The organism is Paenibacillus tabacirhizosphaerae (assembly GCF_040812395.1).
Classification (GTDB): domain Bacteria; phylum Bacillota; class Bacilli; order Paenibacillales; family NBRC-103111; genus Paenibacillus_E.
On record NZ_JBFNXH010000016.1, the window covers coordinates 12,977 to 28,323 of the forward strand.

Consider the following 15,347-nt stretch of genomic DNA (forward strand, 5'->3'; position numbering starts at 1 on the left):
AAAAGACCCGTCGTCTCCATCAAAGAGACGACGGGTCTTCACCCGGCGCGGTACCACTCTTGTTGGCTCCACTAGGGAGCCCACCTCAGACATAAGGCGGCCTCCGCCCTATGTCACCCGATCACGGAGGCCATCCGTTCATCCCTAACCGTCTGTACAGACGGATCAGGACGACCGCTTCCAAGCGAGTTCGGGGTGTTCACGGACTGCGTCGCATCATCCCGCAGCTTTCTGTACCGCTCATTTAATCCCCTACTACTCTTGTTCATTGCGTTTGTTTATATATTGTCTATATGTGATTCTGTGTTTCGGAACAACCAAAAAAGCCTGCCATCTCTATAATAAGAGACGACAGGCTTATCACCTTCCGCGGTACCACTCTAATTGATCCGAGCTGTTACGCTCGAAACCACTCATGTACCCGATCACGGGGGTCAACCGTCAAGACCTACTTGGCTGCTGGATCCTTGGCATCCTTATCAGTCTTACCGCTCCCGGGCGAGTTCAGGTGACGTTTCGTCTGCGCTCTCACCAAATGCGCAGCTCTCTGAGCGAAACTGATCTTCCTTACTAATCCCGTTCGTTGCGTTTGAATGTATTGATTGTGATTATAATATGCAGTTTTACGAAAGTCAATGCAGTTGTCAGAAAATTTATTTTTCGTAAAGGATCTCGCCTACCACTCTTCGAGTTTGAGCAGCGGCTCCGCTTTCAGGGTCAGCTCGTCAAACTCCTGCTTGTCCCATTTCAGGAACGCGGCGGCCGCAATCATCGCCGCGTTGTCCGTGCAAAGACGCAGCGGCGGCACCAGCAGCGGGATATTCAGCTGCTCGCAGCGCTCTGCAAGCTTGCTGCGCAGCCCCTTGTTGGCGGCAACTCCGCCCGCCAGCAGGAGCTGTTTCGCGCCGAATTCTCGGACGGCTCGGCTCGCTTTCTCAACAAGAACGTCGATGACGGATTCTTGGAAGCCTCTGGCGATCTGCGCGGTTTGTACAGCCTCGCCGCGCATCTTGGCTTGATTGACGACGTTCAGCACGGCGGATTTCAATCCGCTGAAGCTGAAGTCGTAAGAGTCCGCTTCGAGCCAAGCTCGCGGAAGCGTAATGGCATGATCGGCTTCATGCGCAAGCCGATCGACGTGCGGTCCGCCGGGATACGGCAGACCCATAGCTCTTGCGATTTTGTCGTAGGCTTCGCCTGCGGCGTCATCGCGTGTCCGGCCAATAATCCTGAATTGGCCGGGGCCTTCCATGTGAATCAGCTCGGTGTGTCCGCCGGACACAACCAGTGCAATGAGCGGATACTCCAGCTCATGCGCCAGCTGATTCGCATAAATATGACCGGCAATGTGATGAACGCCGATCAGCGGCAGATCGAGGGAAAAGGCTAGCGCCTTGCCCGCTACGACACCAACTAACAGAGCCCCGATTAACCCGGGGCCTTCCGTTACAGCAATGGCGGACAGTTCGTGCAAGCCTATACCCGCTTCTTCCACAGCTTCCTGCAGCATCCACGTAATAGACTCCACATGCTTGCGGGAAGCAACCTCCGGCACAACGCCGCCATAGCGTTGATGGGTTTCGATTTGGCTCGATATGACATTCGAGCGGATCACTTTCCCATTTTCGACAATCGAGACAGAGGTCTCGTCACAGCTGGTTTCGATAGCCAATATATACACCGGCTTCGCCGATGGTTTCTGCATATTCTCTTCTGAATGTTGCGCTTCTGTTGTCAACTTCATCACCTGTATACGGTCTCAGTCTTCGAGACTATCCCTTCTTCTCTTCGACTTAGGCAGATCCGCCCACATAATGATCGCATCCTCGCGATTGTCGGTATAGTAGCCCCTACGGACGCCGACCGAGCGAAAATCTAATTTTTCATACAAATTCTGCGCAACGTAATTCGAGGCTCTGACTTCCAGAGTCATCCGAATTGCCCCCAAGAAAGCGGCCGTCTTCATCATCTCGCGAAGCAAACGTTCCCCCAGCTTACGACCCCGATACCCGCTGCGAACTGCTACGTTCGTCACATGCGCCTCCTCCATGATGAGCCACATGCCGCCGTAACCGGCAACCTCGCCTTCGATATCCATGATCATATAATGGGCAAACTGATTGTTTGTCAATTCATTCTGAAAAGCGCCTTCTGTCCAAGGCGTGGTAAAGGCTTCCTGCTCAATTTCGCAAATAAAGGGGATATCCTCCATTCGCATAGAACGAAACACCAAGGATGTTTCCGGAATATGCGCTTGATGCTGCTCCATGTTTATCGCTCCCCCTTCAGCTGCTTCTGTCTCGCCAAATAATTCACTTCCGCTTCCGGAAGCTGCGCATAATTCGGCACGAAATTGTGAACATCCGCTTGCTCCCCCTGAAGCAGACGCGGATACGCCAATCGGCCTATGTATTGCCCCTCAATCCGATAAGAAAGCGAACGGACTTTACCGTTCCATTCTTCCTGAAAACGGCCGATTTGATCTGAAAACCCTTCCGTTTCACCAACAAACAAGATCTCTTTGGGTTCTTCCAGCTCTGTGATTCCCGTCGCTTCTTGGCGCAGTTCTACCCGCTTCGCAAGACCAAGCAATTGCTCCGTCCAAGGCGCCATAACTCGAATGCCATCTGGCATTACGGTTCGCCAGGCATCTCCCTTAGCCTCGTAAGCCCCGGTGAATGCCTGAGTACGTCTTGCATCCATGAGGGGTACGATCCATCTCGCCGCACTTATGTCCCCGCCGCTTTCCAGCGTATCTTTGCTGTTTCCGCCCAGCGCCATCGCCTCCAGGCTTGAGACGCCGATCAAAGCTAAACCTAGCGACCATGCCAATGTCTTAGCCACAGAAACACCAATGCGGACTCCCGTATATGAACCAGGTCCCTGCCCAACGGCAACCGCATTCAGATCCTTTGGCTTTAAGTCCAAGCTGGCGAGCAGTTTCTGGATATCGGGAAGAAGGCCGATCGAATGATTTTTCTCAGCAAAAGAATTGAGCTCGCCGATCATTTTTCCGTCATCCAGCACAGCTACCGTCATCGACGAGGTCGAGGTATCGATCGCCAGTATTTTTTTATAATTCCGTGTCGAGTCTGTCATTGTAAGTGTCCGTTCTCCTTCATGTGTACGCACCAAGCCTGATACGGCTCACCGTAGGGGGTCAGGTGGAAAGCTCTTGTTTGATCCCCAAGATGGGCAATCGTAATCGAAAGCCGTTCGGACGGCAGTAAATCTTCGATTAAAGTGGACCATTCGATAAGCGTCACCCCAGTGCCATAGAAATAGTCCTCCAGACCCAAATCGTCAGCCTCCGCTTGTGAAATGCGGTACATATCCATATGGTAGAAAGGGAGCTCCGCCCCCTCGTATTCCTTCACAATCGTAAATGTTGGAGAATTAACGATCTCCGTAACGCCCAGGGCTCTAGCAAAGCCTTGAGAAAATCTGGTTTTCCCCGCTCCCAGGTCGCCATCAAGCGTTATAACGGAACCAGGCACCAAATGTGCGGCGAGCAGCTGTCCCAGCTTCTCTGTATCTTCCTCATGCAAGGAAGTATAGCGATATGTAAATGGAGTCAGCTTGTCTCATTCCTTTCTTCCGTCTGCGCGTGCTGTTCCTATTATAGCTCTGGAAAAGCAGCCTTAGCAACCTAGTATAGAAAGCGCAAACAAGCCCGCTCTATGTCTGATCAGAGTGGACTTGTTTACAGAGATACTTCCTGCGTGCTTGAAACTAATGTATTTCTTCCAGCTCATGAACGCCTACTGTGCGGGCTTCTGAGGGATTTCCTTCAGCATGGACTTTGGCCAATTCATTCGCGGAATCTACGCTGTCAATCCAGACAGCTACACCATTTAGCTCAACATGAATCTTCTCATCCGCTGCCAGGATCTCTTGAGCACGATGAACTTGCATAGCTTCCCTTCACCCATCCTTCCTGGTAGCTGGCTTATTGCTCATTCAATACAGAGTCCGGATGATCCATCGTATCCGTCGTCGAAGCATCGATTAACCCGCCCTGAATCGTTACATTGCCGCCACCTAAGCCTTCATTGATCATACGGTCAATGTCCATAAAATAATCTTCTTGCCCCTGATCATTCCGATCTTGGGCTGCATTCGGATCCTGCGTCATCCGAGAACCCCTCCTTTTAGCTGCTTCATTATTTAAGCTTTGTCATCAAGCTACTCCGCTTAAGGTTCCCTCATGAGGCAAAATCATTCTCTTAAATCTCTTCCGTATAAAGGAATCCGTTCAAGAGAATACTAGTACAATCTATGGTTTTGGGAGGGATTTTCGGATGCATACGGTTTGGAAAGGCGCCATCAGCTTTGGGCTCGTTCATGTGCCGGTTAAAATGTTTTCCGCTACGGAAGACAAGGATATTTCGATGCGCTATATTCATAAAACTTGCATTACGCCACTAGCATACGTGCGAAAGTGCAATACTTGCGAAAAGGAAGTAGAGTGGGAAGAAATTTCACGAGGCTACGAATATGAACCGGGCCGCTTCGTCATTTTCGAGAAAGATGAACTGGAGAACATTTCAGGAGAAGCGAATAAAGAGATCAAGATTCTGGATTTCGTCAACTTGACGGATATCGATCCTGTATACTTTCAGAAAACGTACTACCTCGGTCCCGGGGAAACCGGAGCTGGCGCATACAGTTTGCTTTTGGAATCCATGAAGCAGTCAGGCAAAATCGGCATTTCCAAAGTCTCAATTCGCTCCAAAAGCTCACTTGCGGCCATTCGCGTCATCGATAACTGCCTGGCCATGGAAACGATTTTCTATCCCGATGAGATCAGGCCTATTTCTCAAGTGCCGAATCTACCCGAGCAAATTAACGTGAATGAACGGGAGCTCGACATGGCCATGATGCTCATCAACCAGCTTTCCACTCCCTTCGAACCTGAGAAATACAAAGACGAGTACCGCGGCCGTTTGCTGGAAGCCATCGAGCATAAAGTCGCGGGAGAAGACGTGCAAGTAGCGCCTGAGGTGCAGAAAACGAGCGTAATCGATCTCATGGCCGCGCTGCAGGCAAGCCTGGACGCCACGAAGTCTACAGATCGCATCGATACAAGCAAAGTAAAACTTGAGCCGGATACCAGCGTTGCTGAAGTGAAAAAGCCGAAAACGCGAGCCAAAAAAGAGAAGGCCAAAGAAACAGTCACTTAATTTCCAAGGCCTCGTACATACAGCGCCTACTCCTTGCCGTACAAGGATTTCGGCGCTTCTTTCGGTTATCTGCGCGCCTGCTGGAATGTGCACTCGCTCGCAGTTTTCTCGACAATGGCCTGAATACTGGGCTGCCTCATCGTCCCTCCGGCGGTCCATTCCAGGAATTGAACCTTCACCGCCATACCAGGCTCCAGCCAAACGGTATCTTTGCTTCTTTCCGGTTCATTAATAAAAGGTCTTGATGATCGGACCAAAGGCTGAATTTGCACCGTTAATTGTCTCCATTCTTCATCGCTTAGTTTCCCCGTCCCCGCATGCCCGATATAAACAAATTGCGCTTGCTCGGTATACAGTCCGAGCAGTAATGAATTGACAACCTTGCCGCGGAACGTAACGCCGCCAATTACCGCAAACAAATCGTGCAGCACTTTTCGCTTTTGCCACCGCTTGTCTTTGCCGTCGATAAGATAAGCGCTGTTGACATTTTTATAAACAATGCCCTCCATTTGATATTGCTCCATCATGGCGTATAAAGCTTCTCCGTCCGGGAAATTTTGCACAATTTGAACATCATGCTGAGGTATGACGATGGTTTCGAGCAGGCGCTGCCGCTCTCGCAGCGTCTGATTCACTACCCAAGCGCCATTGCAGAACAGGACATCAAAGATCATATAGGTGACCTGCGTCAGCTTGATACCTCTCTCAATGCTCATTGCACTGCGCAGGCTATCGCGTTTCATCACTTCGTGAAAGGAAGGCTTACCGCCCTCCAGAGCGATGATTTCCCCATCGAGAATAAAGGAAGATGCTTTACAATATCTTGTCGGGTCATGAAACTCTGGGTACTGCTGGGTTCGATGATTTCCTTTACGATTGATAAGCCGCACTTGCCCCTCTTCGAAATAGCTCAACATCCGAACGCCGTCCCATTTCATTTGGGCGATCCACTCATCACCCTTTGGCGTTTCCTCAACAACAGTGGGTTCAAAAGGAACAACCGGTTTTAACGTCATGGCACCCTCTGACTTGTTTTATTTTCTAGTATTCCCCAGAAATGTCCCGCTAACATCAGTAAAATAAAGGTTTACTTATCACTAGCATTGTCAAGTATATTTTTATCAGAGCATTCTCATCGTTTTCTAATTAAAGGGTGTCGCCCCTTGCCAGCTTACGCTTTCCTCCACTGCTAGAAAATAATAGGCGGTATTCCTTCTGCTATACTAGGTTCAGCTAAGAAATTAGCCGAAACCATTTAGGAGGGAAACTATGAAATTACAACATACTTGGAGCAAGCGCTTGGCCATTATGACAATCGGAGCAACTATCGCCATCTCTGGAGGGGTAATCAGTAGTCCACATCCTACAGAAGCTGCTACAGTGTCCAGTTCAACCAAAGCTAATCAAATTATCTCACTTGGTGAAACATATATGGGCACACCTTATCAGTTTGGTGCAGCCGTTGGGCAAACCCACACCTTTGACTGCTCGACCTTAACGAAATACATCTACGGAAAATACGGCATTAGCTTGCCGCGAACAGCTGCTCAGCAATCGAAAGTCGGCAGCTATGTATCGAAGAATAATTGGAAGAAAGGCGATCTCTTGTTCTTCTCCGTACCAGGCAGACCAGGTGTAGGACATGTTGGCGTCTATATCGGCAACAACAAAATGCTTAACACTTATGGTGCAGGCGGTGTGAAAATTACTACGATCAACTCGTATTGGAATTCGCACTACATGACTGCGCGCCGCGTGCTTTAATAAGCGGCGATCCAAGCCCCTACGCGCTGTGTGCTGCGTAGGGGGAGTGGATGGGCAACAGCCAAGTGCTAGGTGGTTAATTTGACCGCCGCCATGCGTCGGCGGCACAACGTACGCCCGGGATTCATGCGCGTTGGGAACAAATCCCCAGCACTCACTCAGCTTAGCGGAACTACAGTGCGCTATGCTTGGGCATACTCCCGTTTTTCATCATTTGGCGGAACTGCAGTGCGCTATTCGGGCATTTTCAGGTGTATCATCCCTCATTTCATACTGATAGCGCATCCATGTTCCTCTACATCAACAAAAATGCCAAAAAACCGATCAATAACGTACCCACGTTCCGCTCGGCTAGCATAAAAATCACCCCGGCTTAAATGCCCCGGTTTCGAACACCCTATCTCACCGTAGGCTTACCGGCAGTCAGGTGACTGATCAAGAAATAAGGGGCAAGCTCAGCTCGCCCCCTATCCATTAAAAAGCCAGGACCGCTTTCCATAAGGAGCGGTCCTGGCTTTTTTTATATTTTATTCAAATACTTTCACGCGAGCTTCAACGGAACTAAATTCTTTCTCTGCCGGTTCGAAAGCCGGTTTGCCGAATGGCAGTTGCGCAATTAATTTCCACTCACTCGGAAGGTTCCATGTTGCTTTAACTTCCTCATCAATCAATGGATTGTAATGCTGCAAGGAAGCGCCCAGACCTTCTTGCTCCAAAGCTGTCCATACCACGAATTGCAGGATGCCTGAAGACTGGTTGGACCAGATCGGAAAATTGTCCGCATAGGAAGCGAATTGCTTTTGCAGGTTTTCAATGACGGTTTGATCTTCGAAGAACAGGACAGTTCCATATCCGCTGGCAAAGCTATTGACGCGCTCTTCTGTTGGAGCAAAGCTATCCGCGGGAACGATCTTTCTGAGTGTTTCTTTCGTAATATTCCATAATTTATCGGATTGCTCTCCGAATAAGACAACAGCTCGGCCTGATTGCGAATTGAAGGATGATGGCGTATGTTTGACCGCGTCTTTCACGATTTCCTGAATGCGTTCATTTGAAACGATAGCTTCTTTACTCAATCCGTAAAAAGTGCGACGTTCTTTCACTGCTTCCCAAAATTGTTTGCTCATCTCTCAATTCCTCCAATGTATACATTTTTAAGAACCTAATAGAAAATAACTACTTACTTTCATTTGAAATGATACTTACAAATAGTTATTAACTTTTATATTATTATGCTATTGATGACCCTATTTTGTCAATCATTTTTTAGAATCCTTCGTGTTTGAGATTTCCGCCGCGAGGGAATAATCAGGGAAAACAGGCTGATAAGGGGGACAACGCACCATGGCGGTTACAACCAAAGGAACGCTAATTGTGGAAGGGCATGAGTTGACCATTACCAACCCGAGTAAACCCTTATGGTCGGAAGCTGGCATCACGAAGGCGGATTATCTCGCCAAACTGATGGAGCTCTCCCCTTACCTGCTGCGTTACTGCCGAGATCGCCATTTAACGACGATTCGTTATCCCCATGGCTATCAAGATAAGTCGTTTTATCAGAAAAACGCCCCCGAACCCGTGCCATCATTCGTGAACCTAGCCCCGCTCGACGGAATCAATTATGTCAATCTCGACTCCTTATCCACGCTTATTTGGCTGGGCAACCTAGCCTGTTTGGAATTCCATCCATCCTTTCACCGGATAGGCGAAACGCTGCCAGCCGAATGGGTCATCGACATGGACCCCACACTGGAGGAAGAGCCGCGGATTATGGAAGCCGCGCACATTATCGGTGAAGTGCTGGATGCCCTGCACATCCAATCCATCGCCAAAACATCTGGAGCCACAGGCATACAGATCTATGTGCCCATTCAACACGGGTACACGTTCGAGCAGCTTAGACGCATTGGTCATTTTGTCGGGGCTTATGTCGTGAAAAAATACCCCCATCTTTTCACCATCGAGAGGTTCAAGAAAAACCGCGGGGATAAAATCTATGTGGACTATTTGCAGCATTGGTATGGCAAAACGCTGTCTGCGCCTTATACGCCACGCGCCAAAAAAGACGCATCTGTCTCCACCCCTCTCTTATGGAAAGAAGTGGAGCTGCGCCCAAGTCCGCGCGAATTCAACTTACAAACGGTGTTCGATCGACTTCGACGAATGGGCGACCTGATTGAGAACGTACCGCGCCAAAATTTAGACGCTATCCTGGAGCGTTTGTAAAGGAAGGATTAGAATAGCGGCGATAGCATTCGGGCAATAACTTCTTTCCCCTTTTCAATCGAAGATCTTTTCTCAAATTCAGCAAGCTCCAATTCCTCGCATTGTTTCAAATCCATAAAGAAATCTCTCTCTAACCGCTCAATAACTTCTACATTAAACATAACAGCATTCAGCTCAAAATTACTAAAAAAGCTGCGCATATCCATATTCGCTGTTCCGACGGTCGCCATCAGGCGATCGATCAGCATGACTTTAGCATGAATGAACCCTTTCTTGTACAAAAAGAAGCGCACTCCCGCCTGCATGAGCTCCAGAAGATAGGATCTTGAAGCATACTGAACAATGCGGGAGTCCGCTTGGAATGGAAGAATGATTCGCACATCGACGCCGCTAATTACAGCGGTCTTCAAAGCCATCGCGATGCTGGGATCCGGTATAAAATAAGGCGTCGTTACATAGATCCGTTTCTTGGCAGCAACGATTCCCGCGAAAAACATCTCCTGAATCGCATCCCAATGGGCATCCGGACCGCTCGAAATGACCTGAAGCAAGGATGCCGCGGGGAGATCGTGCTCCGGAAAAAAAGTACTTTCCACAAGCCGTTCGCCGCTGACGAACAGCCAGTCGGTCAGAAATGTCTGCTGCAAATAATACACAGCATCTCCGAGCAGTTGCAGATGCGTATCCCGCCAGAAGCCCAGCTTGGGATCACCACCAAGGTACTCATCTCCAATATTAATCCCGCCGGTAAACCCTATCCTGCCGTCAATGACGACAATTTTACGGTGATTGCGGTAATTCATTCGTTTATCGAAGAAAGCAATGAGCGGCGGGAGAAACGGATGCACCTCAATCCCCTCCTGCTTCAGCTGGTTAATGTAGCGGCTAGAGAGCTTATAGCTCCCAATTCCATCATAAATCACCCTAACTTTAACCCCTTGTCGTGCCTTTCGAATCAGCGCCTCCTGAAATCTCATCCCAATACTGTCGTGCCGGATCGTATAAAACTCGAAATGAATGTGCTTCTGGGCCTGTTCGATCGCTGTCAGCATCGCTTCATAGGTGGAATCCGCATTAGTCAGCACTTCTACCTCATTGTTTGGCGTTATCGGCGAGCCAGGTATGTTATGCAACAGCCCGAATAGCCGCGTTTCTTTATACAAATCATGTATACTCCCTTTTGCTGAGGGCATTGATCCGCTCATCTGATTCAGCCATTGATGCTGCGTTTCTGCCACCTTGCGCGGTCCCTTGCGGCGGACTAATTTACGTTGCGAATACTCTTTAGCCAAAAAGTAATACATGATAAATCCAATCATTGGAAAAATAAACATGACTAGCAGCCAAGCAACCGTTTTGGATGGCCGCCGGTATTCGCCTATCAAAATAGTTGCTGTCTGGAATATGAAAAGCAACAGCACAATCACGATCCATAACACGGCTTCACCCCCTACTTCATGGATTGATGTCTGCGTGTATTTCCCAACTGTTCTATGTTCCGTTAGCTTTTGCCAAGAGAGAGACAACTATACTCCTTCGCGACTCGTCGGCATCCTCCGACAATACTTTCCAACTTTCGTAATAAAATCCTGCAATGTGAGAAGAATAATCGTGGATTGTTAGGATTTCTTCACGATGCTCGAGCGGGAGGTGGAAGCACAATGAGCAATGCGTCCAAAAATTTAGTAAAGCGCATGCTGCGCGATCGTTTATTCAGCCATTCAGACGAAGGGGATGACAAGTCAGAGCTCGCCGACTCTCTCGACTATCACTTCATTGAAGAATTGAAGATGACTAAACTCTCGCTCCTGTTAAGCGACAACCATGAATTTATTAAAGAAATCTTCCAAGACTGCTCAGACGTAGTTGTACGCGAATTCGAAATTGAACCGCACATTCCAGCTCTCCTGCTGTTCGTAGATGGCCTCGCCAACACCGAGTTATTGAATGAAACGATGAAAGCCTTAATGCTGCAGGGAGGCGGCGAGACCGCCATTGATCGCATCACAGGCTCGATTCTTCCGGTCTCGCAAACGCAAGTCTCCGACAATTATGGAGACTTGCTCATTTCCGTGCTGAGCGGAGACACCGCTCTCCTTGTTGAGGGCAACGCGAAGGCGGTGCTGCTCGGCATTCGCGGTACAGAGAAGCGCTCCGTCGGCGAGCCGGAGACGGAAACCGTTGTCCGCGGACCGCGTGAGGGCTTCGTGGAGAGCTTGCGCACGAATACCTCCATGATCCGCCGCAAGCTGAAGACACCTCGATTGAAAATGAAATCGATGTGCATCGGCAAGGAGAGCAACACCAATCTTGTCGTCTGCTACCTCGACGATCTTGCGATGCCTTCCCTTGTAGAGGAAGTCGTTAAGCGGCTGGAACAGATCCACATTGATGCCATTCTTGAGTCCGGCATGATTGAAGGGCTTATACAAGACGATGTGTATTCGCCTTTTCCGCAGATTCAAAACACAGAAAGGCCGGACGTGGTGGCCAGCGCACTTCTGGAGGGACGCGTAGCCATCATCATTGACGGTACGCCCTTCGCGCTTATTGTCCCTTTTGTATTCGTCCAGATTATGCAAACGAGCGAGGATTATTACGAGCGATACCAAATCGGCTCTTTGTTACGCTTGCTTCGTTACATCTTCATGTTTCTGTCGCTTACAACGCCTGCCTTGTACGTAGCGATTACGACTTATCATCAAGATCTTCTGCCGACATCACTCATGTTAAGCATTGCCGCCTCCCGCGAAGCCATTCCGTTCCCGGCTGTAGTGGAAGCCTTTATCATGGAAATCACGTTCGAGGCATTGCGGGAAGCCGGCCTTCGGTTGCCCAAAGCTGTGGGTTCGGCTGTTTCAATCCTAGGGGCGCTCGTTGTTGGCCAAGCTGCCGTTCAAGCAGGCATTGTTTCAGCGCCTATTGTTATTGTTGTGTCTATTACAGGGATCGCTTCCTTCACCATTCCAAGATATAACGGAGCTATTGCTATTCGGATGCTGCGCTTTCCAATTCTCATTGTGGCCTCTTTGTTCGGCTTCTACGGTATTTTCTTCTCCTTGATGATTCTGCTGGGGCATATGGCGAATTTGCGTTCCTTCGGTGTGCCTTACTTATCGCCGTTGGCCCCGCTGTCGGCAGGAGACTTGAAGGACGTATTTGTTCGCGCTCCTTGGTGGCGGATGCAGAACCGACCGGAATTCATGGCCATTCAAGACGCGCAACGCATGGACAGTAAGCTCCCGCAGCAAATCCAAAAGGACGGAGGCGTTGACGGCAGCAAGATCCAGCATGAGCATAAAGCAAGTAAGGAGGGTAAGCCATAATGGCGAATCACATGCGAATCTCAGCGCTCGGAATCATGTTTGCCCTTTGTACAGTACTCTTGACTGCCTGCTGGGATCGGACCGAGACCAACGATATCGCCTTTGTCCTTTCCTCCTCGGTTGATTTGGAGGATGACGGGCGATACCGTGTCGCCTACATTTTTCCATTGCCTGGCTCGATGGGCGGGGCAAGCGGGGGCGGGGGCGGCACATCTGGCGGCAAAAGTTATTATATTGACTCCGAGGTTGGGGCGACAATGCGCGAAGCGTCCAGCAAATTGCAGCTGCGGATGTCGCGCAGACTATTTCTGTCGCATCGGCGAACCATTGTCATCGGCGAAAAGCTGGCAAAAGCCGGGATCTCTCCTTTGTTGGACGTTGTCCCAAGAACACCTGAGAGCCGCTTGACCTGCTTTCTTGTCTTAACCAAGGGCAAAGGCTACGATCTGCTCAATACGGAGCCTAAATTTGAACGCTTTCCGGCAGAAGCGATTCGTGAATTAACGAAATCGCGCCAAGCGATGGGGACCTCAACGAAAGATGTTGGGCTTGCTCTCAGCTTCGGCAGCGACCCGATAATAAGCTACATCGAAGCCCGGGAAAGTCAGTCCGATAAAAAGCCTTCGCATGAAATCCAACTCATCGGCTACGGGCAGTTCAAAGGAGATCAGTTGGTAGGCATTTACAAAAAACAAGAGGCAACTGGTTTGATGTGGTTGAGAAACAACGTCAAGGAGCATACGTTCACCTTCCCGATGAAGCCCGACGAATCCGGCCAGGATATTTCCATTCTCGTCACGCAAGGCCAGACTGAAATTACCCCCGATTTACAAGGGGACAAACTGATTTTCAACATCAAGCTGAATGCATCCGGATTCGTCCGAGAAGATTTATCCAAGCAAGATTTAAGCAAACCGGATAATCTTCACCAGGTTGAAATCAAATTAGCTGAACAAGTGAAAAAATCTGTTCAAGCTACCCTTGCCAGGATGCAAGAGGAAGGCACAGACTCAGCCCAGCTCAGTTTAAAGGTTTGGCGAAAATATCCGAATGCATGGAATAACACCTTAAAAGCACAGTGGCTAGATTTGTTTAAGGAAGCAGAATTCCGCATCACAGCAGAAGCCTCGATCTCGGAAACAGGACTCATTAATCAGAACGTCATTATCAATGGGAGGTAATAACGATGGATGGCAGCATCTTTATCCTATGTTTTCTTTACATCATGGTCGCAAGCTTCCTCATTGACAGAAAAAAGCTTCGCCATGAGAAAAAAGGCACACTTGCCCTCTATGCGTCAATTTGCTGTATTACGTTAGTCATCTTCTTCAGCAGAATCATGCATTGGAATATTCCGATGCCGTCTCGTTTCTTTATCCATACGGTATCTCCTTGGGTCAGCAACTTAATTGGGCTATGACCTCAACCTGCAAGCGTTAAGCAATCAGAAACGGAGGCGTGCACATGGATAAAAAGCAAGTAATCAACCAGAGACAGATCGCGTGGCTGGCTGCTTCCGTCTTTACAAGCGGAGGTCTTTTCAATTGGCAAAATGTGCTGATTCGAGTTAGCGAAATTGATGCGTGGTTCAGCTACTTATTATCCATTTTTTATGTATTTCTGATTGCCGCCTTTTTTGGCTACATGGCAAAACTATTCCCTGCCCGTAATATTTTCGAGATCTCCATGCTGTTACTGGGACGGGCGGGTGGCACAATCGTGAATCTCTTGATGCTGTTTCATTTCTGGGAATCTACCGTACTGGATGTTTCCTCCATGTCGAGATTCACGTACACCTTGCTGCTGCACAATACGCCAATAGAAATCCTCATCCTGGTGCCTTGTTTGCTTCTCATTTATTTCGGAAGAACAAGTATAGAGATTATTGCTCGCGTCAACGACCTGTTCTACCCGCTCTTCGTCATCGTAACATTGTTGATGCCTCTGCTGCTCGCAAACGAATTTCATCTTCCGCTTATTACTCCCGTTCTAACCATGCCATTTCAAAATATAGCTTCCGGCAACATACTTGCGCTCGGAAACACGGGTGATATATTCATTCTCGGCGCTTTTCTGCATACCGTATACAACGCAAAACAGTTCCGTTCGTCCATCCGGCATGGATCGATGTTGGGGATATTCTTGTTCACCCTTGTCATTTTCCTGGTGCTTATCGTGCTGGGGCCGAATATGCCGGCAAACTTCATTTACCCCGGATATAACTTGGTGCAAATGATTCATGTTACGGACTTTCTCGATCGGGTTGATCTTGTCCTCTTGACCATCTGGCTGCCAACGCTTGCCGGTAAATATATTGTTGCTTATCTCGCGATTCTGATCGGCATTAACTCCATGATGAATCAACGCGACTATCCCATTATGAATAAGCCGGTCGCTTTGCTATTTTGCCTAACAACATGCCTTTCCTTCAAAAGCACGACGGAGCTGCTATCCTTCGCTAATTTCAGCTCTCCCGTTATCGTGCTGGCTTACCAGCCTTTAGTCATGGCCATACTGTTCGCTGCAGCCAAGATCCGCCACCGGAAACAGCCTCTTGAGAACCAGCACTCCGAGGAAGACACGAATCAAAAATCCACTCCCTCTAAACAGATGGCTAGAATCAGCATGCGATTCTCCTATAATCAGTGGTTGTGGTGCGGCAATATCTTGATTCTTGTCTGCGCCTTCTGCGTCTTGATGGGGCTTGCTTTCGGCAAGTACAGCCCGCTTGTTGGCAATGTCTGCGCTCTGGGATTTGGCAGCTGTTTATTCCTTGCCGTCATGACAACCTACATGGAGGTGAGCCAATTGAAGCAATCGCAAGCCGGGAAATGACCTATGTTCCCCT

16 protein-coding genes and 2 other annotated features are annotated in these 15,347 nt (G+C 49.0%); of the genes, 7 read left to right on the forward strand and 9 right to left on the reverse strand.

What is annotated here, in order from left to right; all coding sequences use genetic code 11:
* Nucleotides 1-20: 20 nt before the first annotated feature.
* Nucleotides 21-278: a binding site (T-box leader), on the reverse strand.
* Nucleotides 279-341: 63 nt separating this feature from the next.
* Nucleotides 342-593: a binding site (T-box leader), on the reverse strand.
* Between the two features lie 83 nt (nucleotides 594-676).
* The 6 genes from tsaD to ABRS97_RS22280 form a co-directional block, all read right to left on the reverse strand.
* Nucleotides 677-1,744 (reverse strand): tRNA (adenosine(37)-N6)-threonylcarbamoyltransferase complex transferase subunit TsaD, encoded by a 1,068-nt coding sequence (gene tsaD / locus ABRS97_RS22255; protein WP_483312496.1) that lies wholly within the window; start codon nucleotides 1,742-1,744, stop codon nucleotides 677-679.
* Nucleotides 1,745-1,759: 15 nt separating this feature from the next.
* Nucleotides 1,760-2,269 (reverse strand): ribosomal protein S18-alanine N-acetyltransferase, encoded by a 510-nt coding sequence (gene rimI / locus ABRS97_RS22260; RefSeq protein WP_367818033.1) that lies wholly within the window; start codon nucleotides 2,267-2,269, stop codon nucleotides 1,760-1,762.
* 2 nt (nucleotides 2,270-2,271) lie between these two features.
* Entirely contained in the window at nucleotides 2,272-3,099 is an 828-nt protein-coding gene (tsaB, locus tag ABRS97_RS22265; RefSeq protein WP_367818035.1) for a tRNA (adenosine(37)-N6)-threonylcarbamoyltransferase complex dimerization subunit type 1 TsaB, read from the reverse strand.
* On the reverse strand, nucleotides 3,096-3,548 hold the full coding sequence (gene tsaE / locus ABRS97_RS22270; RefSeq protein WP_367818037.1) for a tRNA (adenosine(37)-N6)-threonylcarbamoyltransferase complex ATPase subunit type 1 TsaE: 453 nt from the start codon (nucleotides 3,546-3,548) through the stop codon (nucleotides 3,096-3,098). The genes tsaB and tsaE overlap by 4 nt, the downstream gene beginning before the upstream one ends.
* 184 nt (nucleotides 3,549-3,732) lie before the next feature.
* Nucleotides 3,733-3,915, reverse strand: coding sequence for an H-type small acid-soluble spore protein (locus ABRS97_RS22275; RefSeq protein WP_367818039.1), 183 nt, complete (start codon nucleotides 3,913-3,915; stop codon nucleotides 3,733-3,735).
* Between the two features lie 34 nt (nucleotides 3,916-3,949).
* Nucleotides 3,950-4,135 (reverse strand): hypothetical protein, encoded by a 186-nt coding sequence (locus tag ABRS97_RS22280; protein WP_367818040.1) that lies wholly within the window; start codon nucleotides 4,133-4,135, stop codon nucleotides 3,950-3,952.
* Between the two features lie 166 nt (nucleotides 4,136-4,301).
* Between ABRS97_RS22280 and ku the strand changes: the two genes are divergently transcribed.
* Complete coding sequence (gene ku, locus ABRS97_RS22285) at nucleotides 4,302-5,183, forward strand: non-homologous end joining protein Ku (RefSeq protein ID WP_367818042.1); 882 nt, start codon at nucleotides 4,302-4,304, stop codon at nucleotides 5,181-5,183.
* Nucleotides 5,184-5,248: 65 nt separating this feature from the next.
* Here the strand turns inward: ku and ABRS97_RS22290 are convergent, their stop codons facing one another.
* The gene (locus ABRS97_RS22290; protein WP_367818043.1) at nucleotides 5,249-6,199 is read right to left on the reverse strand and encodes an ATP-dependent DNA ligase; all 951 of its coding nucleotides are present in this window, start codon (nucleotides 6,197-6,199) and stop codon (nucleotides 5,249-5,251) included.
* 253 nt (nucleotides 6,200-6,452) lie between these two features.
* On the opposite strand from ABRS97_RS22290, the gene ABRS97_RS22295 reads away from it, so the two are divergent.
* Nucleotides 6,453-6,947, forward strand: a complete 495-nt coding sequence (locus ABRS97_RS22295; protein ID WP_367818045.1) for a C40 family peptidase — start codon at nucleotides 6,453-6,455, stop codon at nucleotides 6,945-6,947.
* A 527-nt stretch (nucleotides 6,948-7,474) separates the two neighbouring features.
* On the opposite strand, the gene ABRS97_RS22300 is transcribed toward ABRS97_RS22295, so the two are convergent.
* Nucleotides 7,475-8,074, reverse strand: coding sequence for a nitroreductase family protein (locus ABRS97_RS22300; RefSeq protein ID WP_367818047.1), 600 nt, complete (start codon nucleotides 8,072-8,074; stop codon nucleotides 7,475-7,477).
* A gap of 217 nt (nucleotides 8,075-8,291) precedes the next feature.
* Here ABRS97_RS22300 and ligD point away from each other — a divergent pair, with 217 nt between their 5' ends.
* The gene (gene ligD, locus ABRS97_RS22305; RefSeq protein WP_367818049.1) at nucleotides 8,292-9,173 is read left to right on the forward strand and encodes a non-homologous end-joining DNA ligase; all 882 of its coding nucleotides are present in this window, start codon (nucleotides 8,292-8,294) and stop codon (nucleotides 9,171-9,173) included.
* 8 nt (nucleotides 9,174-9,181) lie between these two features.
* On the opposite strand, the gene cls is transcribed toward ligD, so the two are convergent.
* On the reverse strand, nucleotides 9,182-10,612 hold the full coding sequence (cls, locus tag ABRS97_RS22310) for a cardiolipin synthase (RefSeq protein WP_367818050.1): 1,431 nt from the start codon (nucleotides 10,610-10,612) through the stop codon (nucleotides 9,182-9,184).
* A 351-nt stretch (nucleotides 10,613-10,963) separates the two neighbouring features.
* Here cls and ABRS97_RS22315 point away from each other — a divergent pair, with 351 nt between their 5' ends.
* The 4 genes from ABRS97_RS22315 to ABRS97_RS22330 are packed head-to-tail and all read left to right on the forward strand — an operon-like array spanning nucleotide 10,964 to nucleotide 15,334.
* A complete protein-coding gene (locus ABRS97_RS22315; protein WP_367818153.1) occupies nucleotides 10,964-12,499 on the forward strand; it encodes a spore germination protein in 1,536 nt (511 codons plus the stop codon).
* Complete coding sequence (locus ABRS97_RS22320; RefSeq protein WP_367818052.1) at nucleotides 12,499-13,680, forward strand: Ger(x)C family spore germination protein; 1,182 nt, start codon at nucleotides 12,499-12,501, stop codon at nucleotides 13,678-13,680. The genes ABRS97_RS22315 and ABRS97_RS22320 overlap by 1 nt, the downstream gene beginning before the upstream one ends.
* 5 nt (nucleotides 13,681-13,685) lie before the next feature.
* Nucleotides 13,686-13,919, forward strand: a complete 234-nt coding sequence (locus ABRS97_RS22325; RefSeq protein WP_367818053.1) for a hypothetical protein — start codon at nucleotides 13,686-13,688, stop codon at nucleotides 13,917-13,919.
* Between the two features lie 44 nt (nucleotides 13,920-13,963).
* Entirely contained in the window at nucleotides 13,964-15,334 is a 1,371-nt protein-coding gene (locus ABRS97_RS22330) for a GerAB/ArcD/ProY family transporter (RefSeq protein WP_367818055.1), read from the forward strand.
* The last annotated feature ends 13 nt before the right edge of the window (nucleotides 15,335-15,347 follow it).